The organism is Salinarchaeum sp. IM2453 (assembly GCF_019693215.1).
Lineage (GTDB): Archaea > Halobacteriota > Halobacteria > Halobacteriales > Salinarchaeaceae > IM2453.
Window position 1 is genome coordinate 825558 of the sequence record NZ_CP081183.1, and the last position, 22324, is coordinate 847881.

General features: G+C 46.6%; 20 protein-coding genes. 13 read left to right on the plus strand and 7 right to left on the minus strand.

The features are described 5' to 3' along the window. Nucleotides 1-61: 61 nt before the first annotated feature. The gene (gene thiC, locus K0C01_RS03860; RefSeq protein WP_221170727.1) at nt 62-1468 is read right to left on the minus strand and encodes a phosphomethylpyrimidine synthase ThiC; all 1407 of its coding nucleotides are present in this window, start codon (nt 1466-1468) and stop codon (nt 62-64) included. Nucleotides 1469-1597: 129 nt separating this feature from the next. Between thiC and K0C01_RS03865 the strand changes: the two genes are divergently transcribed. Then, on the plus strand, nt 1598-2404 hold the full coding sequence (locus K0C01_RS03865; RefSeq protein ID WP_221170728.1) for a 23S rRNA (uridine(2552)-2'-O)-methyltransferase: 807 nt from the start codon (nt 1598-1600) through the stop codon (nt 2402-2404). A gap of 11 nt (nt 2405-2415) precedes the next feature. Here the strand turns inward: K0C01_RS03865 and K0C01_RS03870 are convergent, their stop codons facing one another. Next, nucleotides 2416-4638, minus strand: a complete 2223-nt coding sequence (locus K0C01_RS03870) for a twin-arginine translocase subunit TatC (protein ID WP_221170729.1) — start codon at nt 4636-4638, stop codon at nt 2416-2418. Between the two features lie 141 nt (nt 4639-4779). Between K0C01_RS03870 and K0C01_RS03875 the strand changes: the two genes are divergently transcribed. Next, nucleotides 4780-5652 carry a twin-arginine translocase subunit TatC gene (locus K0C01_RS03875; RefSeq protein ID WP_221170730.1) on the plus strand — a complete coding sequence of 291 codons (873 nt, stop codon included), beginning with the start codon at nt 4780-4782 and terminating at the stop codon, nt 5650-5652. Here the strand turns inward: K0C01_RS03875 and larE are convergent. After that, nucleotides 5649-6485, minus strand: coding sequence for an ATP-dependent sacrificial sulfur transferase LarE (larE, locus tag K0C01_RS03880; RefSeq protein WP_221170731.1), 837 nt, complete (start codon nt 6483-6485; stop codon nt 5649-5651). The two genes, K0C01_RS03875 and larE, sit on opposite strands and share 4 nt — an antisense overlap. 323 nt (nt 6486-6808) lie before the next feature. Between larE and K0C01_RS03885 the strand changes: the two genes are divergently transcribed. Further along, complete coding sequence (locus K0C01_RS03885) at nt 6809-8791, plus strand: MutS-related protein (RefSeq protein WP_221171190.1); 1983 nt, start codon at nt 6809-6811, stop codon at nt 8789-8791. A gap of 87 nt (nt 8792-8878) precedes the next feature. Here K0C01_RS03885 and K0C01_RS03890 read toward each other — a convergent pair whose 3' ends face one another. Further along, entirely contained in the window at nt 8879-9331 is a 453-nt protein-coding gene (locus K0C01_RS03890) for a universal stress protein (RefSeq protein WP_221170732.1), read from the minus strand. A gap of 291 nt (nt 9332-9622) precedes the next feature. Here K0C01_RS03890 and K0C01_RS03895 point away from each other — a divergent pair, with 291 nt between their 5' ends. From K0C01_RS03895 to K0C01_RS03915, 5 genes are all read left to right on the plus strand, one after another. Next, entirely contained in the window at nt 9623-10753 is a 1131-nt protein-coding gene (locus tag K0C01_RS03895; protein ID WP_221170733.1) for an ORC1-type DNA replication protein, read from the plus strand. Between the two features lie 33 nt (nt 10754-10786). Further along, nucleotides 10787-11449 carry a ribose-5-phosphate isomerase RpiA gene (gene rpiA, locus K0C01_RS03900; protein WP_221170734.1) on the plus strand — a complete coding sequence of 221 codons (663 nt, stop codon included), beginning with the start codon at nt 10787-10789 and terminating at the stop codon, nt 11447-11449. Between the two features lie 269 nt (nt 11450-11718). After that, the gene (locus K0C01_RS03905) at nt 11719-13131 is read left to right on the plus strand and encodes a RecJ family nuclease (protein ID WP_221170735.1); all 1413 of its coding nucleotides are present in this window, start codon (nt 11719-11721) and stop codon (nt 13129-13131) included. A 661-nt stretch (nt 13132-13792) separates the two neighbouring features. After that, entirely contained in the window at nt 13793-14143 is a 351-nt protein-coding gene (locus K0C01_RS03910; RefSeq protein ID WP_221170736.1) for a NifU family protein, read from the plus strand. Nucleotides 14144-14456: 313 nt separating this feature from the next. After that, a complete protein-coding gene (locus K0C01_RS03915) occupies nt 14457-14744 on the plus strand; it encodes a hypothetical protein (protein WP_221170737.1) in 288 nt (95 codons plus the stop codon). A gap of 49 nt (nt 14745-14793) precedes the next feature. Here the strand turns inward: K0C01_RS03915 and thpR are convergent, their stop codons facing one another. Then, nucleotides 14794-15348, minus strand: a complete 555-nt coding sequence (gene thpR, locus K0C01_RS03920) for an RNA 2',3'-cyclic phosphodiesterase (RefSeq protein ID WP_221171191.1) — start codon at nt 15346-15348, stop codon at nt 14794-14796. Nucleotides 15349-15507: 159 nt separating this feature from the next. Between thpR and K0C01_RS03925 the strand changes: the two genes are divergently transcribed. From K0C01_RS03925 to trxA, 5 genes are all read left to right on the plus strand, one after another. Beyond that, nucleotides 15508-16440, plus strand: a complete 933-nt coding sequence (locus K0C01_RS03925) for an HFX_2341 family transcriptional regulator (RefSeq protein ID WP_221170738.1) — start codon at nt 15508-15510, stop codon at nt 16438-16440. A 157-nt stretch (nt 16441-16597) separates the two neighbouring features. Then, the gene (locus tag K0C01_RS03930; RefSeq protein WP_221170739.1) at nt 16598-19318 is read left to right on the plus strand and encodes a valine--tRNA ligase; all 2721 of its coding nucleotides are present in this window, start codon (nt 16598-16600) and stop codon (nt 19316-19318) included. A gap of 130 nt (nt 19319-19448) precedes the next feature. Next, on the plus strand, nt 19449-19637 hold the full coding sequence (locus K0C01_RS03935) for a YgaP family membrane protein (RefSeq protein WP_255568379.1): 189 nt from the start codon (nt 19449-19451) through the stop codon (nt 19635-19637). A 68-nt stretch (nt 19638-19705) separates the two neighbouring features. After that, nucleotides 19706-20800 (plus strand): IS630 family transposase, encoded by a 1095-nt coding sequence (locus K0C01_RS03940; protein WP_221170741.1) that lies wholly within the window; start codon nt 19706-19708, stop codon nt 20798-20800. 115 nt (nt 20801-20915) lie between these two features. Continuing rightward, nucleotides 20916-21242 (plus strand): thioredoxin, encoded by a 327-nt coding sequence (gene trxA, locus K0C01_RS03945; RefSeq protein WP_221170742.1) that lies wholly within the window; start codon nt 20916-20918, stop codon nt 21240-21242. 93 nt (nt 21243-21335) lie between these two features. Here the strand turns inward: trxA and K0C01_RS03950 are convergent, their stop codons facing one another. Next, on the minus strand, nt 21336-21917 hold the full coding sequence (locus K0C01_RS03950; protein WP_221170743.1) for a VIT1/CCC1 transporter family protein: 582 nt from the start codon (nt 21915-21917) through the stop codon (nt 21336-21338). Then, nucleotides 21914-22201: a DUF211 domain-containing protein gene (locus tag K0C01_RS03955; protein WP_221170744.1), complete on the minus strand. Its 288-nt coding sequence runs from the start codon at nt 22199-22201 to the stop codon at nt 21914-21916. Before K0C01_RS03955 ends, K0C01_RS03950 begins: the two co-directional genes overlap by 4 nt. Nucleotides 22202-22324: the final 123 nt, after the last annotated feature.

Consider the following 22324-nt stretch of genomic DNA (forward strand, 5'->3'; position numbering starts at 1 on the left):
CCTCGGGGCTTGACCCCGAGGCAGTTGACAGAGACACGATTTCCAGATGGATCAATTTGAGCTATGGGATATGGGCAGGACAGGACGAAAAGTCGATCTCCTCAGAGATATCTGGAAGATTTTGATGCGGAGCATCTGAGTCTTGAATAGCAGTAATATCTGCTGATGTATCAGATTCTGTTGTGTCTTTTCGATCTTGATCGATACGCATCGAGCAATACTCAACACCACACATTGAGCAGAATCGTTGCTGTGTAGACTCTGACTGATCATCATCAGAATCATCTGATTTGAATCCATCATGGGCACGTTCAGAATCAATCGCAAGTTCAAATTGTCGAGGCCAATTGAATGAAGCACGAGCGCTCGAAAGAGCGTTATCCCAGTCGTGGGGAGTGCCAGTGGCAATGTCTGCTGCATGCGCGGCAATGCGAGCGGCGATAATTCCTTCTCGAACATCGGATTCGTCTGGAAGGCCAAGATGTTCAGCTGGCGTTACATAACAGAGCATTGCCGCACCAGCCCGAGCAGCTTCAGTTCCACCAATAGCACTGGTGATATGATCGTATCCAGGGGCAATATCAGTCACAACGGGACCGAGGACATAATATGGCGCTCCGTCACATATCTCCTGTTGTCGTTTCACATCGTCTGCAATTTGATCAAACGTCATGTGCCCTGGTCCTTCAATCATGACTTGCACACCGTGCTCTTTCGCCCGCGTAGTTAGCTCGCCAAGAACGTCCAGTTCAGCATATTGAGCAGCGTCACCTGCATCTGCAATTGAACCGGGACGGAGTCCATCACCAAGACTGATTGTTACGTCGTGCTCACGAAGAATCTGGCAAATATCATCGTATGCAGTGTACAATGGGTTTTCTGCATCGTGTTCATCCATCCATGCTGCAAGAATCGATCCTCCACGCGACACAATTCCCGTAAGGCGGTCATCAGCATACGACAGGTGTTCCTTCAGAAGGCCAGCGTGGATCGTCATATAGTCGACACCTTGTCGAGCTTGTGATTCAATTTCAGTTAGCAACTGATTCTGTGTAAGTTCAGTATGACTATCAACGGTTGTTGCTGCAGCATAAATTGGAACAGTTCCAATTGGGATAGGACTACGGGCAATGTGATCCTTGCGAATCTTGTCAAGTGGCCCTTCCGTTGAAAGGTCCATTACGGTGTCTGCACCGTAGTCCAGTGCTGTTTGGAGTTTGTCTCGTTCAGCGCCCAGATCATCACTAAGAGAGCTAGTTCCAATATTGGCGTTCACTTTTGTTGAAAATTCTCGACCAATGACGATAGGATCAAGCGACTCATGGGATGGATTTGCTGGAATAACTGCATCTCCAGAGGCAACAGCCTCCCGAATTGTCTCGGACTCAACCTGTTCTCGGTCTGCAACACGTTCCATCGCAGCAGTAATAGTGCCAGATCTGGCGTGCTCTAGCTGCGTTTTCGACATTATATTAACTAGTAATAACACCCGCTAATAAAAATAACGGTTGAATATTCAACAAATTGAGTAAATACAATATAGGTGAAAGAACAACGACATGCATATCCAACCGGATGGGCTATTAATGAATGAATAATGGCTCGAAAAGATGATTATTACAATCGGGCAAAACAGGAAGGATATCGGGCCCGGTCAGCATACAAGCTAAAACAGATTGATTCAGAGGTGGGATTATTTGATGATGGAGCAGTAGTGGTTGATCTTGGGGCAGCACCTGGTGGATGGATGCAGGTTGCCGCTGAAAAAGTTGGAAAAACAGGAACAGTGGTTGGGGTTGATCGGCAACGAATTGATCCACTAGAAGACACAGAGGCAACAGTTGAGTTACTTCGCGGAGACATTACCGAAGAGGAGACACATGAGCGAATAACCAGTACAGTCGAATCTGTAACGGGTATTCAGCCAGAAGGAAAGCAAAATGGTCCTGTTGATGTAGTGTTGTCGGATATGGCACCGAATATGTCGGGAGATTATGATCTTGATCATGCCCGATCAGTCTACTTAGCAAAACAGGCAGCCAACGTTGGACAGGCTGTGCTACGGGCAGGAGGTGACCTCGTAATTAAGGTCTTCCAGGGCCGAGATCTTGACGATCTAGAAGCAGAACTTGAAGAGGATTTTGAATACGTTCGGCGATATACTCCAGAAGCGTCTCGTGATGAATCTTCTGAGATTTACCTTATCGCAAGGTCATTCCTAACAGCACCTGTTCGTCCGGGCGATGAACTAACAGTGGAAATCACAGATACTGGACAAGAAGGAGATGGAATCACGACAGTTGAGGGGTATACGCTCTTTGTGTCAGGTGCGAATGAAGGGGAGTCAATTGATGTTAGGGTCACTGACTGTAAAGCGAATTTTGGCTTTGCAGAGCGAATTTAGTAATAAAATGTTCACGAGGTTTGTGCATCTACGTTTCTAGCTCTGGAAGGATACGTAAGGACCCACAGTAGCCCAACTCCAATACTGTAGGCAATAATCAATGGAATTACCAAGAGCAGCATCGTGATGATGCTACCCGGCGTAAGGAGTGCTCCAAGGATGAGAAGACCGACGATAATCGGCCGCCACGTCTCATACATCCACTCAAAGCTGGCAATTCCTGTGTAATGGAAGATAAGAACAGAGACTGGAATAGCGAAAAACAGTCCAATACCGATCGTAAGGAAGAACACAAACCAAAGCAGATTACGGATTCTATATGAGATTACAACGCCTGACTCAAGAGCATCAGTAACTAGGTACGACACGGTTACAGGCGCAATATACACAAATCCAAGGACAGTACCTCCAAGGATAATACCAAGAAGCGTAGCACCCCAGACAAGGAAGCCGCGTCTGTCGCCTTCTGTGCTTACGAACCCACGATTCTGGATAGCAGGCCACGCATAATACAAGAGCAGTGGAAGTGTAGCGATGATTGCAAGAATTCCACTAAACTTAACGATAAAGATTAGGACTTCAACAGGGTGTAATGCAACGACATAATCGATTGAGGCGGTTGGAGCATCTCCTGCGCCAGGTTGAAATTGCTCTTCAGGGACTCGAGAGGTAAACTGAGACATAACATCGCCAATACCTCGGTAGTAGAAATACGAGAATGCCGCAAGAAAAACACCGAGGAATACTCCAAACAGGACAAACATCCGGGATCGAAGGCTGTTAGCAATAAACTGGATATCGTAAAGATATCCACCGATATCATCCTCTGTTGTCCGGTCTTCACTGAAGGCATCAACGACACCAGCAGCGGTATCCCGGAGTAGATCTTCATCTTCTTCTTCAGTTTCCTGGCCGTCACTTGTTGTAGTATCTTCCTCAGACTCTTGTTGAACCTCCTCCCATCGATTGAGAATGAGCTCTGCTTTCTCAGGATTGGACTCCATACTGTCTCGCGCAAGTTGTACCGCATCGTCTTCTGACAGGGCTGCAAACGTTGCATCAGGAGCCTGTTTTACTTCGTTGACGTCAAGTTGAGAGAGATCAATTTCCTCAGGATCCATTCGTGCTCCGGCATATAACGGTTGAACAACTGGTTCCCTAAGAATAGAAACCAGCTGAGTAAACAGGATAATACCTCCAACAAGAGTTCCAACCTGTATGCTTGTCCAGACCTGTGAAAGAGTAGCTTCAGTAGCTAACAGTTCAACAGAAACAATAGTGCCGAGATACGGAAGCGAAAGCCCAGTATCAAGGGTAGAGTAAAGGGACTCAGCGATACCAGTGACGAACACGCCGAATGTGAGTAGAGTACCAGTAGCAAATCCATATCCAACATACTTTGCCTTGGTTGTGTAGCGTGCGATATCAATCGCGCTATCATTTCTGCGTGCCCTGCTGATATTTGTCACAATCTTACCGATTCCAAGACTGAACAGATAGAGTGCAATCAGCGGGAACGCCCACATAAGCAGTGTGAACGGGTCTGGCGGAGAGAAGATCATCCCAAACACAAAGATCCCCAAAACAGCATATCGCCAGTTATCTCGGAACGTTTCGTATTTTACAATTTCAGAGTACGTGAGTGCGCCGATGAAGAGTGGTAGCTGTGCAGCGATTGCGAAAGAGAGCGTTAGGAAGAGAAGAAACTCGGTAAACCTAACAACACCAAAGCTCGGCTTAACACTTGCTTGGAGCGCTTGTTCGATCAATATACGAAACATAACCGGAAAGAAAACACTGTATGCATAGATTGCACCAGCGATAGCAAGCGATAACGAGAAAAATACGAATCCGTAGATACGACCCCGAGTCACATTCGCTCGCTGGTCAACACGTCTGAGAATTGCTTTTCTACCAAGATACCCAGCAGTAATTATTGCGGCGATGATGCCAAGGATCAACCCTATTTTAGCCTGCATCAGTAATACGTCAAAAGGCGTACGAGCAACAATATCAACTTGTGCCGCATCTGCTGCCGAAAGATATGAGACGGCAACGGATTCGAGATACTCCCACACATACGCTCGCATAGCGATGATGGTGCCAACCAGTACGATCACAAAGACAATGAATACTTTTTGAAGCTCAGTCCTAGCACTCTCGAAGAGCTCTATAGCAGTATCTCGGGTTTCGTTGATGGTTTGTGCTGTATCCTCGTCGACAACCGAACCCATCAGTGATTGATATTGCAATCTAGTTATTATCAATCTTCTCCATATCACCGAGTCAAATTCAAGATGGTGCGAAAGATTATGTAGGTGTACTGCCCGTCAACAAAAAAGCCTATAATGACCCGTGGCTGTACCTTTGTTGAGATGTCGGAGGAGTCGGAAGTCCCACAATTAGATGACAATAATAGTCGAGGGACCGCCGAAAATGGCAACAAGGTCCGCCCTGACGGGGGAACTACTGGTGGTGTGGAAGCTCCGCCGGACGACGAAGAAATGCCGATCACGGAACATATCGAGGAGATGTTCCTCCGACTGGTTGTTGTTGCAGTATCAGCAACGATCGTAACGCTAGCGATAGTGCCACTTACAGATGATGTAATTATTCAGATGTGGTACGACATCCATGACGGAACTGTTGAGGCATGTCAGGATGTTGGCGGAGATCTAGCAGGATGTACACCACCACATATATACGGTCCACTTGAGTTCCTGATTACCAGATTAAAACTGGCAGCAATTGCTGGACTGGTTATAGCATTTCCAATTGCGATATATCAGATTTATCGGTTCATGCGTCCGGGACTGTACCCGCGTGAGCGACGATACTATCTTGCATCAGTACCATTGAGTTTTGTACTGGGCGTCATTGGAGTGCTCTTTGCGTACTTTGTTGTACTTCCATTGCTGTTTACGTACTTTATTACATACACAGAAGGAACAGGCGCCATTGAGATTGCATTCCAGTTGCAAGATACAATGAACCTCATCATTATCATGATGGGGATGCTTGCCGTTATTTTCCAGATTCCACTAGCAATCGTACTTGCGATTATGATGGGAATCACAACACGACGATGGCTGGAAAATCGACGGTTGTATTTCTACATGGGATTCGCCAGCGTTGCGTTCCTGTTTGGACCAGACCCAACGGGAATGGCACCACTTATGCTTGCAGTTACGATGATTATTCTGTTTGAAGGGACACTGCTGTTACTAAGATGGACAGGCACGAATTAGTTATCTGGGCTAACACTTCCCGTTTGATAACCAGCAAGGTCAAGGGTGACGTGATCAAATCCGAGTTCACGGAGGTGATGCTCAGCAGCACTAGCAAAGTCCTGTGATAGCGCTACATCGAGTTCAGCCTGATTGACTTCAATTCGAGCAAGTCCGTCGTGATCACGAACACGGAACTGTTTAAATCCCCATGATCGAAGGAATTGTTCTGCTTTTTCAACCCGTGATAGCCGTTCCTCAGTTACTTCAATTCCAGTAGGAATGCGGGAAGACAAGCATGCCATTGAAGGTTTATCTGCAACAGAAAGTTCGTAGTGCTCCGCAATATCCCGCACTTCCGACTTATTGAGGTCATTGTCAGCTAACGGGGAAATAGCATCTAATTCTTGGACTGCAGCTAACCCTGGTCGGTGGCCAGCGTCAAAATCAGAGACATTTGTACCCTCACAGACAACGTCCACATCAAGTTCATTAGCTCGCTTAGACATCTCCGATAGCCGCATTGAGCGACAGTGATAGCACCGTTCATCATCGTTCGAAACAAATGCGTCCGACTCAAGTTCAGAAAAGGAAACAATATCATGCGGAATTCCGATCTCGTCTGCGACGCTTTGTGCTGTCTCAAGTTCTGCTTCCGGGAGAGTTTCACTTCGGGCTGTACACGCAACTGCGTCCTCACCTAAAACATCGTACGCAATAGCTGCAACAACGCCTGAATCAACGCCACCTGAGAAAGCAACTAAAGCACTGTCGTACCCTGCGAGTTGTTGTTTGGCAGCATTGAGTTTTTCCTCAGTAGCCGACGAGAGTTCGCGCTCGATTGCCTCAGTCATCAGATAATACTCCGGTCCAAGAGAAAAAAGCACATCGTCTCAAAAATACGATGTGCAACAAACATGTATGAGAATCACAGCGGTAGCAAAGCGAGATTCCATCGACTTTAGCCGGAGGAAGGGATCAAATGTGCGAAGAGGGAGTGAACTACCTCTGCCTACTCACTGTTGTTGGCGGCTCTTTGAGGACGGGGACGTAGCCTGCAAAATTTAAGTTGACTCAAATGAGAGTATTGTTTGTTATAAAACGTCCATAGAGATTATCGCATAAGCGCCAGAAAAACACAAATATATTTTGCCCCTGCATGAGTACCGAACACTCGATGGAACTGGAAGCAATTCCAGGTGTTGGAGAAAAAACTGCTGCGGCATTGCAAGAGTTGGATGATCCACACGCAGCGTTACAGGCTGAAGACGTGGCGACAGTAGCAACTGCGGATGGAATTAGTACCGGTAGAGCCGCAAATATAGTTCGAAATGCAATTAAAAAACGGCATGGCGAAGAGGGTGATTTTCTAAAGACACACCGTGCCAAGGAGATTTATGAGCAGTTATTAGAGATGCTAACTAATCGCGCAGTGACGAATTACGCTGAACAGCGGATGAAGACACTGTACCCATCGACCGCTAAGTCGCGCGTCGATGAGGTTCGGGGGTTAGTTGATGAAGCATTGAGTAGAACGCCGAGTAATGCAATTACGTCCGCATTAGAAGACGTTGAACCACTTGAACAGCCACAACAAGTTCGCGTCCGAGAACGGTGTTTAGCAACAACAGAAGCAGAAACATACCGAACTGCACAGCAAGCAATCCCCGAGCTACCAGTTGAAGTGATTGATAACACACGTGAGCTAGCAGAGCTTGCTCGGGGGTATTCAACAGTGGTTGCACTTGATGAAACGTTTGCGGGCGTTGATGTAGAAGGCGACGTACGGGTTGACCCTGACGCATTAGAAACGCCAGCGAAGACAGTTCCAGAAAGAACGCTGGCGTTTTTCGCGAATAATAAACAGCAGATTCAAGCAGCAACCGCAGTTCACCAAGAGGCAGATATTGATCCTCCATGCGATGTTGAGAAGCTTGAGTCTACACTCAATCAAATCGACGAAACAGGAACACCAATCGGAGATGAAGAGTTTGATCGACTGGATGCTGCAGTCAATGATATAGACGCAGCGGTTTCGACTGCTGCAAGTGTCGCAAACGATAACCTGCAGTCATCAATCCGAGAGCGGGATGTAACTGTGGAGGGATCTGATTTACTTTCACTTGTTGAACAAGGAGCTGGAGTCGATTCAATTCTTACAAGGGAACTATCAGAGGAGTACGCTGATGCCATTGAGCAGGCCCGAAACCACTTGATTGATGCACTACAGTTAGAGGGACATGAAGCCGAACAAGCCAAGCGTGTGTTTCCAGAACGGCCGACGTTTCCAGTTGAATATAATGAGGAGGCAGTCGACCGACTCCGAGAAACGCTAAAAACAGCTCGAAACCAACGGTCTGAGCGACTCAAACGAGAGATCGCTGAGGAGTTAAGCGAATTTGAACCAGCAGCAGAAGAGCTGGTTCAAACAGCACTTGACCTTGATGTAGAACTCGCAATTGCACAATTTGCTGCCGATTTTGACTGTGTGACACCAGAGTTTATCTGGGAGCAGGAGAGGCGGCAATTCGAAATTCAGGATGGTAAGAATCCATTGCTAAATGAGGATTGGAATGAGATCGAACCGGTAGATTACAGTGTTGAAGGAGTGGTCCTATTATCTGGAGTCAACAGTGGTGGCAAGACATCGACACTGGATCTTGTGAGTGCAATCGTAATTCTGGCACAGATGGGATTACCTGTGCCAGCAAATTCTGTTCGACTAACGCCATTTGAAGCGCTATATTACCACGCTAAGACACAGGGAACACTTGACGCCGGGGCATTTGAGTCAACAGTAAGAGAGTTCGCCGAATTAGCGACTGGCGACAAAGGTGCATTAGTGCTGGTCGATGAGCTGGAATCAATCACCGAGCCAGGGGCAAGCGCCAAGATTATTGCTGGAATTCTTGAGACACTCTCAGAGAGTGACACAACCGCAGTATTTGTCTCTCACTTAGCAAAAGAGATTCAAGAGGCAGCTAAAGTCAAACTGCCGGTTGACGGAATCGAAGCAAGAGGACTAGAAAATGGAGAATTAATTGTTGATCGGTCACCGAAAAAGGATCATCTGGCTAGGTCAACACCAGAGTTGATTGTAGAGAAATTAGCAGAAGAGCATGAAACTGGATTTTATCAGAGCCTACTTGAGAAATTCTGAATACTATCGCGTTTTGCCAGATAAGGAGCAAGAATACTATACGTTTTATGTGTCAGTACTGCTGTGAGTGACAGGAGCACGGAATGTTTATCGAACAACAGTGACCGGAACCTGTGCGCGCTGGACAATGGCTTGAGCGACACTTCCAACTAAATGGTCGTTACGGATCGACTCGCCTCTGTGCCCAACATATATAGCATCAATCTCATTATTTGTGGCATAATCAACAATTTCGTTAACAGGATTACCGTAAAGCAGCGATGAGGTAACAGAGACTTCATCTGGAACAGAGTCGACCGCATCTTCAAGTGCTTCCCTTCCCCGAGCCTCAGCTGCCTGTACACTTTTGACCAAATCGCGCTCATAGCCTTTAGCTCGGTTAGCAGGAGCTGGTGTATCAGACTCTTTGTATATATCGGGATGGACCGCATGAACTATATCAATATCCGCATTCATTGCCACAGCAATTTCCGCGGCATGGTCAAGTGCGCGTTCTGACTCGGTTGTACCATCGATTGCAACAAGAAAGGTTTGTGCCATTACCAGAAATGAACACAATATAGCTACCTAACTCTTGTGAATAATCATGGTAGTCGTTTTAAAAAGTATGACATTTGTGCTTTAAGAAAAATAAAATTCAGGTGATAAGAAGTAGGATATTATTGGATAATAGGGTTAATAGGCTCTAAAGCATGTGAAATTATACAATACGTGAACACGGCAACTATGTTCAGATAGTGCAATCGTTTTGACATTCCCCCACGACTGAAGCCGTGGGCGTCCTCGCTACCGCTGTAAGAGTTAAGTCTCTGGGGAAGCGTGGTGAAAGTAATGGCAGAGGATCCCAACTCGGGGATGCTCTCTTGGGACGAGACCATCTTCCGGGATGAACGTGTGTTCGAGATTGATTTTGTTCCGGAGACCTTCAAGCACCGTGATACCCAGATGGAGAAGCTAAAGTACGCACTTCGTCCAGCGACGCGAGGGTCCCGGCCGCTTAATGCACTAGTTCGTGGCCCACCTGGAACGGGGAAAACAACAGCAATTAAGAAAATATTTGATGAGTTAGCGACGGTGTCAGATATCTCAACGACCCGTATTAATTGCCAAGTAAACGATACACGGTATTCGGTCTTCTCCCAATTATTTAAGCACGCATTTGATTATGAACCGCCAAAGAGCGGTGTTTCGTTCAAGAAACTATTCAGTCAAGTGACAGATAAACTTGTAGAAGAAGATGAGGTGCTAATTGTCGCTCTTGACGATATTAATTATCTCTTCTACGAAAACGAAGCATCAGGAACATTATACTCATTGTTACGAGCGCACGAAGAACAAGGCGGCGCACGAATTGGGGTAATCACAGTCTCATCAGATCCAGATCTAAAGCCTGTCGCAGAGCTTGATAGTCGTGTACAGAGCGTGTTTCGCCCGGAGAAGATTTACTTCCCGACATATGGTCAGAGTGAAATTGTCGATATTCTCCAAGAGCGTGTTGACAAAGGCTTTCGTGATGACGTTATTGGCTCACGGCCATTAGATAAGGTTGCGAAATATACTGCCGAGAATGGTGATCTTCGGGTTGGAATTGACCTACTGCATCGAGCAGGGTTGAACGCAGAAATGCGCGGAAGCAAGACTGTCGAATTAGAAGATATCGAAGAAGCATATGAGACAGCTAAGTACGTACATCTTGATCACAGTCTCCAGACACTTTCGGAGAGTGAAACTTCACTTCTCGGGGTAATTGCGGAGCACGAAGGGAAGCAGGCAGGAGAGATTTACGAGCAATTTCATGCAAAAACTGATCTTGGATATACTCGCTACTCAGAGATACTCAGTAAGCTTGAGGAGCTCGGTGTTGTCGAAACAAAGTATGCAGAATTGGATGGACGTGGGCGATCACGGTCAATTTCACTAGCGTACGAATCTGATGCGATCTTAGATCGGATCGAGACCTGAAAGGCTATTGTGAGGGAGGAAAACTACACTGGTATGGAACAACTAAAGCAACGAGCCGCAAAAAAGGCGGTAGAATCTGTCACAGATGGAGACGTTGTTGGGTTAGGATCAGGGAGTACAGCAGCATTCGCGATTCGAGAACTTGCTGAGCGTGCAATCGAAATTAAAGGGGTGCCGACCTCATTTCAAGCACGAAAAATAGCAATAGACGAAGGGATTTCAGTGGTTGATTTGGATCAGGTTGAGGCAATCGATATAGCGATTGATGGAGCCGATCAGGTTGGTGATAATAATATTATTGTCAAGGGAGGTGGCGCCGCACACACAAGAGAAAAAATCGTCGACAGCGCCGCAGAGCGTCTGGAGATTATTGTAGACGAATCGAAGATGGTCTCAACACCGGACTATCCTGTCCCAGTTGAGGTACTTCCAAGTGCTCGTTCTGTCGTCTATGAACGGATTCGTCAGCTTGGTGGTACCCCATCACTACGAATTGCAGATGAAAAGAGCGGCCCAGTAATCACAGACAATGGCAACATGATCCTTGATTGTGCGTTCGGTGAAATTCAACAGCCAAGGAAATTAGCTAAAAAGTTGAGTGCATTACCGGGAGTATTGGAGCATGGGTTGTTCATTGAAATGGCAGACCAGATTATTATTGGAACAGAAAATGGAGTCGAAACCAGAGCACCTTAACTCCTTTTAGCGTTCGGGGCCGTCGGATTCCCTTTGTGGATAATCCTCGTTGAATTAGTGCGGCTGGGGACTTGTAGGTTCGCTGATGCACCCTTTTGCCTTCGGCTGAGGATGTAGTGTCTTGAGTACGAGTATATTCCCCAGAACAAGCATAACACATGTATATTATGTGATACTTAGTTCAGTTTATATTCAAATTCGAAGAATTACGGGAATCAAGAATACTCGACCTGTTTTTGTAGGTGGAGTCTTTCAGATATATATACGCAATGTCGGGGCCAGTTCCGGAATTAGCTGATCGTGCCGCGCGATGTGCAGAGGCAGTTATGAATGCAGACGAAGTTGTTGTTGCATCACATATTGATGCAGATGGGTTAACAAGTGCAGCAGTTGCCACAGAGACACTGAAACGATGCGAGATTCCGCATCAAGTAGTGTTCAGAAAGCAATTAGACGGAGAAGGAATCAAGCAAATCTCTGAGCTGGGTGCAGATACAGTCCTGTTTACTGATTTCGGGAGTGGACAACTCCGTGACATCAAAAAATATGCTAAGGACGCATTTACCCCCGTCGTCGTCGACCACCATCAGCCCGTGGATGTAGAAATTCAATATCACCTGAACCCATTGCTTGAAGGAATCGATGGAGCTGCAGAATTGTCTGGAGCAGGAACAACGTACGTACTTTCCAGAGCATTGGAAGACACTGAGGGTGCGAATAAGGATTTGGCTGCGCTTGCAATTGTCGGCGCCATCGGGGATCGACAGCTTACGAATGGTACACTAACCGGAGCAAATACAGCAATTGTTGAAGAGGGAGTACAAACTGGGGTACTGAAGACACAGACAGATTTGTCACTGTACGGAAAACAGACACGAGAGTTGCCAGATCTATTGGCATATGCGGGCGATATTCGGATTCCAGGAATCACTGGAGACAGAAATGGAACAGTCCAGTTTCTTGATGGGCTTGATATTGAGGTGCGATCCGATGAGTCCTGGAAGCGTTGGGTCGATCTTTCAGAGTCCTCGAAGAAGACTCTTGCCAGTGCGCTGATCCAGAAGGCAATGACGAAAGGGATATCGACTCAAAAAATTGATCAGTTGATCGGAGAGTCATATATTCTCAGTACCGAGCAAGAGGGAACAGAACTACGGGACGCAAGTGAATTCTCAACGTTATTGAACGCAACAGCACGGTACGAACGGGCAGATGTAGGCTTAGCCGTGTGCCTTGGAGATCGCGACAAAGCATATGAGAAGTCACAAAGGCTGCTGCGAAATCACCGGAGAAATCTCTCAGAAGGGGTTACGTGGGTTGAAAACACCGGGGTCGAGCGTGAGAATCAGTGTCAATGGTTCCACGCACAAGACAATATCAAAGAAACCATTGTTGGAATCGTTGCAGGCATGGCGCTCGGAGTAGAGGGAGTAAGCCGAGACAGACCAATTATTGCATTTGCAAATAAGACAGACGATACGGTCAAGGTCTCTGCGCGGGCTACATCAGAACTAACGGGGAAAGGAGTCGATCTTTCTGAAGTAATGTACGAAGCTGCCAATGCAGTTGAAGGAGAAGGAGGAGGACATACAATTGCCGCCGGAGCAACGATACCGTCTGGAACCGAAGAGACATTTCTCGATGTAGTGGAAAGAACACTCAAGCGACAACGGGAAGAATAGACCGTCTTCGAGTACCTTGAAGCAAATAGGTTGATTTATGTACAGTCTTCGACCAAAGCCAGAGAATTTTGGCTGTGATACTACTGTATTTTGAGGATTATAGCGACTGAGAGGCAAAAATCACCCGTTAACGGTGGAACGAAGCTGAGAACTGGAGATTGTTCCCGCTTGAACTGCGATTATCAGATCTACAGTATTTGATATAGCGCAATACAGTTTATGGCATTTCAATAAATAAATATCGGTCACATAATTTCAGACTCTGAAAAGCCAATTTTCTACAGATGGAACAGACCGAGTGCCTCGGGGCTTGTCCCCGAGGTACTTCACAGTATTGCACCCGGATCAATGATAGTTACAACACCAACTGCCGGGGATAACCTCACGGATATTATTGAACAAATCTCAAGGAAAATAAAACAGCTCACTCAGAAATACTGGTACATCAGAGCTGCTTTGGCCTCCTCCACACGGCTAAAGCCGGTGGGGGCTTTTGCCTCGATACCGCTGTAACGAGAAGTCGATCGGACGACTGAAGTCGACAGCCTCGATAATAAACGCACCTCAGGGTTGATCTCGAAGTCGTCGCGTTGACTGTTGATATACTGCTGAGCCACTGTTCCCCAAGACCTAAGATGAATAGGTCCATAATATGGTTACCATGAGCACAGATACACAGGAGACGGAAGACTTGGAAACAGAAGTAACGAATTTCCTCCGACGAAACTTTCCACAGATTCAGATGCACGGAGGAACAGCCGCTGTGGAGAATGTTGATCCAGAGTCAGGTACAGTTTCAATTCGTCTTGGAGGGGCTTGTAGCGGGTGTGGTATTTCGCCGATGACAGTGCAGGCTATCAAGAGTCGAATGGTCGAAGAAATTCCAGAGATTGAAAAAGTCGAAGCAAATGCTGGTGGAGGTGGAGGATCATTCGGACCATCACCGTATCCAGATGTGGGCGACGATACAGAGGACACCGAAGATGACGGAAGTCCTTCCGCTCCTTTCTAGCTTTAGAAACCATCGATATACGAGGCACGAAGGTTCACTATTTTTAGAGCGATAATTAATCTCGTAGTTGCTGAATGTATGCTTCGACCTGACTGTAGTTCGTGATACGTTCAACGTGAACCGTTCGGGGTCAAGCCCCGAGGCACTCGGCCTGCTTTTTCTGTAGAGTTACGCATTTCATAAATCATATATCGCTATATCAAATCGTTTTGAGTTCGACGATTAGAGCAGTCATCCTCCGCAGTAAGAGATAGAAGATTCTGGAGGTCGTTATGCGGAACATTCACATGTATACCGTATTCAGATAATGGATATGGCTTCACCGTCGTATGCGATTCACCGGATTCGAAAGGTCCATCGGGCAATCGAAGAAAGCGAAGACAGTGATCAAATAGACTTTCGGGAAGAATATCGGAAAATACTGCAAGCAATCCACCAGCATGCTGATGAAGAAACGCATGATGATCTGATGGGCTGGGTCATTGTCGAAACAGTACATAGCCAAGACTTACCTGATCCGGCGGACTTGCGAGACCGGGCCCGAGACCTATGTCGATATCGAGGAATTACGATTCCTCCAGATTCACCACTTCAGCGTTGACATCCACCCGTGTCTGAAACCGGGGACTTTATTTCAAAATTGCCGTGAATTATAATTCAAACGATTCAATCGTGGAATACACCGGGCCGTCCTGTGTGAGTGTTGACTCCTTGAGTTGGATGGTATCTACGTTAAACGACCCTATATCAGGTGACTTATCCCGAACCATATCTTGGACACTCTCTTTCCCGCCTGCATGTTTCATTCGGGCAATTGTGACGTGTGGTGTGAAATCATTATCCTCAGGATCAAATCCGGCATTGACAGCTTGCTTTTCAATTTCCTCGTGAAGTGTAGTTATCTCATTAGCACCATCGCCGACACCAAGCCAAACAATGCTGATATAATCAAGGGAGGGAAATACACCTAATTTGGTAATAGACACGTCAAATGAACCAGTACCAGCATCTGAAACAGCCGAGGAAATCAGACTAGAAATATCGTCTGCTTTCTCAGACGAGACATCACCAAAGAATTTTAGAGTAATATGTGCTTGAGTTGGATCAGTGAGTTTGATTCCAGAAGCACTGTCGATACGTGATTGAACAGCTTCAATGTCAGAGACAAAAGACTCGGGAAGATCGATACTAGCAAACACACGCATGCTCATTTGGAGTAAATATAGGGCTTATGACAATACATGTATCGGAATACGAGATATGAAGTGCAGGAATTGATCTGTGAACTGTCTTGGTGCCAATCCTATGATTTCTGGCTATATTCTCGATAGAGGTTTATCTGGAGAGTGAATAATATCGTATACATGCAAACGCACATCGTCCCGGTCGGATTCGATTATGATCGACTAATTGCGCCGTTGATTCGTGATCAACGTGAAGTCGACCGGGTAGTACTGCTCAAAGGTGCTGTTGGGAGCCAAGCAAATGTCGAGTACTCAAAGCGTCTGACAATGAAACTTGAGCAGGACTTTCAAAATCTTCTCGGAGCAGAAACGGAGCGGGTGCTTGTTGAGGACGTTTATGACTACGATGCAGCGTTTGAGCAGGCATTTGACTTGATTGGCTCTGAACTGGACGGAGGTAACGAAGTTTGGGTCAACGTGTCAGCAATGCCTCGAACAGTCTCGTTTGCGTTTGCAGCTGCGGCTCACTCAATTATTGTCGAGCGAGATGATGATCGGGAGGAAGTACATACATATTATACTGCCCCTGAGAAATATCTTGAAACAGAACTTGCTGAGGAACTTCGGAATCAAGTCGATGTGCTTTCTGAAATAATAAACAGTAACAAGACAGTTGATAATAGTCGAATTAAGGAACGATTGGATTCCGCCGAGGAGTTGCTTGCTGAGTTTGATGAGCGAGGTACGACAATTGGGGCAAAAAAGATTGGTAACAGTCATATTGTCGAGATACCAGTTGCTTCATTTCGGAATGTGAAGCCATTTGAGGAAGTAATCCTATTCAAGCTTGGTGAAGAAGGAGAGTTCAAGTCGGTCTCAGAACTTGCTAAAGCACTGGCCAAAGAGTTGGGAGAAGAGTATACTGACAGTTTCCGATCTAAGGTAATTTACACAGTTGACCGGCTTGGGCAGAATGGAAAAGGGTATATCAAACAGGAGCGGCACGGAAAGTCGCATCGAACTCGGTTATCGCAGCTCGGATCGCTGTGGGTTCGGGCACACTCGAAAGACAAACAGCAGCAATCAACTCTTGGACCGACAGAACAAGGTTAATATCGCCGACGAAAGATATAATTACACGAACAAGCCACTAACGAACTGATGAAAGCGGTCGGCGTGCAGGTGGATGTATTTGTAGGGGAAATATAGCCCCGAAATTACAGCCCGTTTTCGGTGCGTTTTCCTCGCCGATCATGTTATAGATCAAGCTATGTCTAAGGAAACATCACAATCCAAGTTTGACGCACAGGGTTCACTCACTGGCGAGTATGACCCGCGCGAAGTTGAATCGCGATGGCAACAAGAGTGGGTTGACCAGCAAACATACACGTACGACCCAGAGACAGCAGATCCAGATCTCACGTTCACTATTGATACACCACCACCGACAGTTTCTGGTAGTCTGCACATGGGTCATCTGTATGGGTTCACGCTGCAGGATATGATTGCTAGATTCCGTCGGATGTACGATGGTAATGCATTGTATCCGTTTGGCTACGACGACAACGGAATTGCGAGTGAACGGTTGACCGAGCGTGAGTTGGGCATCCAACATGGAGATTTCTCGCGCCGCGAGTTCCAAGAAAAATGTAGGGAGGTATGTCAGGAATATGAATCAGAGTTCACAGAAAAAGTCCAAGGATTAGGAGCGTCAGTTGACTGGACACGAACATACAAAACGATTGAGCCACGTGTGCAACAAATTTCGCAGTTGTCGTTTATTGATCTGTATGAGCAAGGCCGAGAGTACAGACAGCGGGCACCAGCTATCTGGTGTCCCGAGTGTCAGACAGCAATTTCACAGGTTGAAATGGAAGACGCTGAACGTGATTCTCATTACAACGATATTGCATTTACTCTAAAAGAGCTCGGAGGTAACGCTCCGGAAGCAGTTGGTAATGAAGATCAAGAGTATCCAACCCCAGTTGAGACAGGCGATGATATTGTAATCTCGACGACACGACCAGAATTGCTTCCTGCTTGTGTTGCCATGTTTGTGCATCCGGAAGACAAGCAGAATGCTCACCTTGTTGGCGGGACCGCGGAGGTGCCGCTATTTGAGCATGAGGTCCCGATATATGCGGATGAAAGAGTTGATATGGATACTGGGACCGGAGTTGTCATGTGCTGTACGTTTGGTGACCAAACAGACATTGAATGGTATCAGGCACATGATTTAGACCTTCGAGTTGCAATTGACGAAACAGCAACACTGACGGAATTAGCTGATGATTACGAGGGGATGAGCACACATGAGGCAAGAGATGTTATCGTCGAAGACCTAGATGATGAAGGACTACTCCTTGATCGGCGAGCAATTACACATACGGTAAATGTCCACGAGCGATGTGAAACGGATGTTGAATTCCGGGTGACAGAACAATGGTACGTTGAATTATTGGATAAAACCGATGAATATCTTGAAGCTGGCAGGAAAATGGACTGGTATCCAGAAAAGATGTTTACCCGGTACCAGCATTGGATTGAAGGACTAGAGTGGGACTGGTGTATCTCTCGACAACGTGATTCAGGTATTCCATTCCCAGTCTGGTACTGTGAGGAGTGCAACGAAGAGATACTTGCTGATCGAGATGATCTGCCAGTAGATCCAATTCAAGATGAGCCTCCAGTTGATGAATGTCCTGCCTGTGGGAGTACCGAATTTAAGCCAGAAGAAGATGTATTCGATACGTGGGCAACATCGTCATTGACACCACTGGTTAACTGCGGTTGGGATCCAGAAGAGGTTGGAACAGGAAAGGCTGGGAAGAGTGATTTCAAGTATCCAGGGCTATATCCGATGAGCCTTCGCCCACAAGGACATGATATCATCTCATTCTGGCTATTCCATACAATTGTAAAATGCTATGAGCATACTGGAGAAGTGCCATTTGAGTCTGTGATGATCAATGGGATGGTGCTCGATGAGAATCGAGAAGCAATGTCAAAGTCTAAAGGGAATGTTGTTGTTCCAGATGAGGTGCTGGCAGAATTCCCGGTTGACGCAACTCGATTTTGGGCAGCAGGAACATCAATTGGAGACGACTTCCCCTTCAAAGAGGGTGACCTCGAAGCAGGAGAAAAGCTCCTGCGGAAGATATGGAACGCATCAAAGCTAGTTGACCAACTTACGCCAGAAACAGTCGAAGAACCAGCATCACTGACACCAATTGATGAGTGGTTGCTCGCTCGTCTGGATACAGCAATAGAGACAATCGCTGATCACTTACTCAACTACGAATTCTCGAAGGCAAGAAACAAGCTCCGGATGTTCTTCTGGAATACATTCTGTGATGATTATCTAGAGATCGCAAAACAACGGTTAGATGGTGGATCCTCTGAGTCGACAGAATACACCCTGATCACTGCACATAGGGTGTTTTTGAAGATGTTTGCACCGCTGTTGCCGCACATCACTGAGGAGATCTGGCAGGCAATGTACGCCAACGAAGAGAGTATTCACACAACCACATGGCCAGACAAGACTGGGTATGATGCTGATATCGAAGCAGGAGAGACAGCAATGGAAGTAATCTCAGCATTGCGGCGATACAAAACGGATAACCAGATGCCACTAAACGCAACACTGGACGATGTGATTGTATATGGTGATGTCACAGGATTTGAAGATGCAATTACAGATGTAATGCATGTGAATAAGCTTGAGACAACTACAGATGAAGCTCCGATCACAACGGAAGTTGTAGATGTCAATCTGGATTATGCGACAGTTGGACCAAAGTATGGTGGAAAAGTGAGCGAGTTTGATGCGGCAATTGAAGCAGGTGAGTTCGAGGATACAGACAACGGACTTGAGATTGCCGGAGAAACCCTTGCTGAGGATGTGTACGAGCTACAGGAGGAACGGACGTATGCTGGTGAAGGTGAAATGGTAGAAGCAGGAGGAGCGGTTGTAATCGTCAAAGGCTAGTTAATCTTGTCTTTCATGCACAACGCAATCAAGCCATAGATAGTATTTTACTATCCGTTTCGCGCATATCGATCGTCAAAGTGCCACCGGAACATTTAGTATTGTAAAGGATTGTATATACTATACACATATGCTAGATGCATGCGAATCGCAGGTGCGGTTGATGGCAGGAATTGTAGTAACTGCTGGGCTGATTCTTGGAATTTTTTGGAATCAGTGGGCACTAGTTGTGCCGGCGTTTGCAGGGCTCAATCTATTCCAGAGTAGTATAACAGGTGTCTGTCCTGCCGAGTGGTTTTTACCGGGCTGTTCAGAGTAGCACAGTGAACTGCCTCGGGGTCATAATGAGTATGAAAACTTTTGTGAGCTAAGCTCGATAGAAGAGTAATGGAGCGCTCACGTCGAAAAGAAATTAAGCGTCACTTGACTGAGGAAGAAATCGATAAATTACTGCGTGAGACCGAAGACGATCACCACCTCCGCAGGCTTGGATTTTTGAAAAATCTCTACCAAGGCGACTCGATCCCGGAGGCCGCCGACCGAGAAGGTCGGTCGGCCACCACCGGTGGTCGCTGGGCCGACGCTTGGAACGAGGACGGCTTAGATGGACTGATGCCGAGTTTCGGGGGCGGCCGGCCCCCGAAACTCGACGAGGATGAGCAAGAAGAGCTGGTCGAGATGCTTCGTGACGGCCAACCGTGGAAATCACAGGAGATTCAGCATCTTCTCCAGGAGGAATTCGGCGTTTCCTACAGTCCAAATTACCTTGGTACCTTCCTTCGGGAACTCGGTCTCTCATACGCGAAACCACGGCCAAAACGTCCACATCGACCAGAGAATCCTGATGAAATCCTCGAAGAGCGCGTCGATGACGCGCTCGACGAGGGCAACCAGCCACACAACAAACGTGAGGGAGAAGACGAGAAAGGATGGACTGTTGACGATGATATCTGCACCGATGGTGGTACAGTCCTCGGATTTTTTGACGCATCGAAGCCACAACCGTACGATAATTCACGACGTGTCTGGTACGTAGACGATCCACACATTGAGCGGGAGTTAGTCAAGACACACGATTCTGCGGTTGGATTCTACGCGCTCAACGGCGAGAGCTTGGTTGAGTTCACTGAAGACGAAAAGAAGGAACGAATCTGTGGTGTATTAGAAATGGTTCGCGAGCAGAATCCCGGCAAGCGGATTCTGCTCGTTTTGGATAAGCACGGAGCTCATAGATGTAAATACACGCGCAAGCGTGCGCATGAACTCGGAATCGACCTGATTTTCATTCCATCAGGCTCACCGCACCTCAACCCAATCGAACAGGTCTGGAAACATCTCAAGTGGACGATGGCACCGATTGTCGTTGACAACGAAAGTGAATTCAAAACCCTTGTTCAGAGAACGTTCGAGAAAATAACGAACCGTGTCAGCTTCGCAAAGAAGTGGTGTGAGAAGTTCCTTGACTTTCAAAAGTTATCTTAGTCATTAAGCCCCGAGGCACTCTGCCTGTTTTTTGCAGATAAGAGATAATGCCCTTCGGCCCGTATTTGCAGATTCGGGGGCTACGTTTTTATTTATTCGAGAAATACACGATGATATGGGTACTGCTACCGAACCAATAGTAATCGAAACAAGACAAGATTTTGAAACAGCACTCGACGAGAAAGGAGTGGTGCTTGTCGACTTTTATGCAGACTGGTGTGGGCCATGCAAGCGAATGAATCCAGTATTGGAGGAAGTCGCCGAAGAAACAGCAGCAACCTTGGCCAAAGTCGATGTCGACAGCCAACAAGAACTAGCTCAAGAACATGAAGTACGCTCAGTCCCTACAATAAAGATTTTCGCAGATGGAAACGAAGTAGAGCGATTGGTTGGAGTGCAGAAAAAAGAGCAATTGGCTGAAATAATCAAAAAGTACAACTGAACATAAGGCATTACCGTGTTGTGGCTGAAATAGTTGCTCCTGATTGATAGGTTTCGTGGATTAAATAAAAGTTCTTACTGGCTATTTTCGGGGTCAACCGGGGAGGAAAATACTGATAATAGCGACCACAAGCCCAGCTAAACCCATCCGTAATGCCGATACATACCAGCGCTGTCTGGAGATAACACCCATATATGCACCAACGATTCCAAGCAGGAGGACAGCAAGGATAATCGACAGAACAACAGCTTGGAACATTGTCAGTGTACTTTCAACGAAGAGGAAAGGGGTTAATAAGATTAGTATTGCCAGTACAGGGCCAGTAGCAGAAGCAAGAGAAAGCAGCATCTGTTCATATCGCAGATCACGGGTAATACGGGTATCCCCCAGACTGGTGAGCATTGCCTCTTCAACGCGTCGTTGCTCAATTTTCGTCTCAGCTCGTTCAATCTCCCAGACACTCCAAATGCCGGAGATGCCGAGACCAACAGCAGCTCCTAGACCAACAGCAATAACAGCCTGACCATTATCGACTCCAGATAGATAAGAACTAACGATAACACCAATGGCAGTCAGTGTACCATCGAATCCGTTAGCAACAAAATATCGGCGCATAAGCGACTTCACATCGTCTTTGCCGAGGACGCGTCTGAACGATTCTGTTGGGAGATTCATCGGACTAGCATGTCATCAAACTCTGTTGGACGGTCGCCACAGACAACTTGATCAACAGAATGTACAGCACCACCGAGATCACGCACTTTTTCATCGATAGTGTCGATGTCAAGATTTTGGCCTTCGACAACCAGCTGTAATGAGCGAGTATCTTCCTCGATTTCAACAAGAGTGGCAGAAACAGCCTCTACACCGGAAATATCACTAAGTGGCTGAGTAAACTCAACAAGCGGCGGGTCATGTGGCTTCAATACATCAAGGACAAGCCGAACAATATCGGACATGTGTAAATGTATAATGATAGCTCCTTATCAGTGCTTAGGTGATCAGATTCAGAGAGAGGAAACTTGACCTCCTCCCACTCCTTCAGGGGTAGGTTTTCGCCTCGCACGATCTATAATCTCTAC

What these genes read in the sequence shown, in the direction of transcription:
- thiC (WP_221170727.1), bottom strand. Translation starts at nt 1,468, where the DNA reads ATGTCGAAAACGCAGCTAGAGCACGCCAGATCTGGCACTATTACTGCT.
- K0C01_RS03865 (WP_221170728.1), top strand. Translation starts at nt 1,598, where the DNA reads ATGGCTCGAAAAGATGATTATTACAATCGGGCAAAACAGGAAGGATAT.
- K0C01_RS03870 (WP_221170729.1), bottom strand. Translation starts at nt 4,638, where the DNA reads ATGGGTTCGGTTGTCGACGAGGATACAGCACAAACCATCAACGAAACC.
- K0C01_RS03875 (WP_221170730.1), top strand. Translation starts at nt 4,780, where the DNA reads ATGTCGGAGGAGTCGGAAGTCCCACAATTAGATGACAATAATAGTCGA.
- larE (WP_221170731.1), bottom strand. Translation starts at nt 6,485, where the DNA reads ATGACTGAGGCAATCGAGCGCGAACTCTCGTCGGCTACTGAGGAAAAA.
- K0C01_RS03885 (WP_221171190.1), top strand. Translation starts at nt 6,809, where the DNA reads ATGGAACTGGAAGCAATTCCAGGTGTTGGAGAAAAAACTGCTGCGGCA.
- K0C01_RS03890 (WP_221170732.1), bottom strand. Translation starts at nt 9,331, where the DNA reads ATGGCACAAACCTTTCTTGTTGCAATCGATGGTACAACCGAGTCAGAA.
- K0C01_RS03895 (WP_221170733.1), top strand. Translation starts at nt 9,623, where the DNA reads ATGGCAGAGGATCCCAACTCGGGGATGCTCTCTTGGGACGAGACCATC.
- rpiA (WP_221170734.1), top strand. Translation starts at nt 10,787, where the DNA reads ATGGAACAACTAAAGCAACGAGCCGCAAAAAAGGCGGTAGAATCTGTC.
- K0C01_RS03905 (WP_221170735.1), top strand. Translation starts at nt 11,719, where the DNA reads ATGTCGGGGCCAGTTCCGGAATTAGCTGATCGTGCCGCGCGATGTGCA.
- K0C01_RS03910 (WP_221170736.1), top strand. Translation starts at nt 13,793, where the DNA reads ATGAGCACAGATACACAGGAGACGGAAGACTTGGAAACAGAAGTAACG.
- K0C01_RS03915 (WP_221170737.1), top strand. Translation starts at nt 14,457, where the DNA reads ATGGCTTCACCGTCGTATGCGATTCACCGGATTCGAAAGGTCCATCGG.
- thpR (WP_221171191.1), bottom strand. Translation starts at nt 15,348, where the DNA reads ATGCGTGTGTTTGCTAGTATCGATCTTCCCGAGTCTTTTGTCTCTGAC.
- K0C01_RS03925 (WP_221170738.1), top strand. Translation starts at nt 15,508, where the DNA reads ATGCAAACGCACATCGTCCCGGTCGGATTCGATTATGATCGACTAATT.
- K0C01_RS03930 (WP_221170739.1), top strand. Translation starts at nt 16,598, where the DNA reads ATGTCTAAGGAAACATCACAATCCAAGTTTGACGCACAGGGTTCACTC.
- K0C01_RS03935 (WP_255568379.1), top strand. Translation starts at nt 19,449, where the DNA reads ATGCTAGATGCATGCGAATCGCAGGTGCGGTTGATGGCAGGAATTGTA.
- K0C01_RS03940 (WP_221170741.1), top strand. Translation starts at nt 19,706, where the DNA reads ATGGAGCGCTCACGTCGAAAAGAAATTAAGCGTCACTTGACTGAGGAA.
- trxA (WP_221170742.1), top strand. Translation starts at nt 20,916, where the DNA reads ATGGGTACTGCTACCGAACCAATAGTAATCGAAACAAGACAAGATTTT.
- K0C01_RS03950 (WP_221170743.1), bottom strand. Translation starts at nt 21,917, where the DNA reads ATGAATCTCCCAACAGAATCGTTCAGACGCGTCCTCGGCAAAGACGAT.
- K0C01_RS03955 (WP_221170744.1), bottom strand. Translation starts at nt 22,201, where the DNA reads ATGTCCGATATTGTTCGGCTTGTCCTTGATGTATTGAAGCCACATGAC.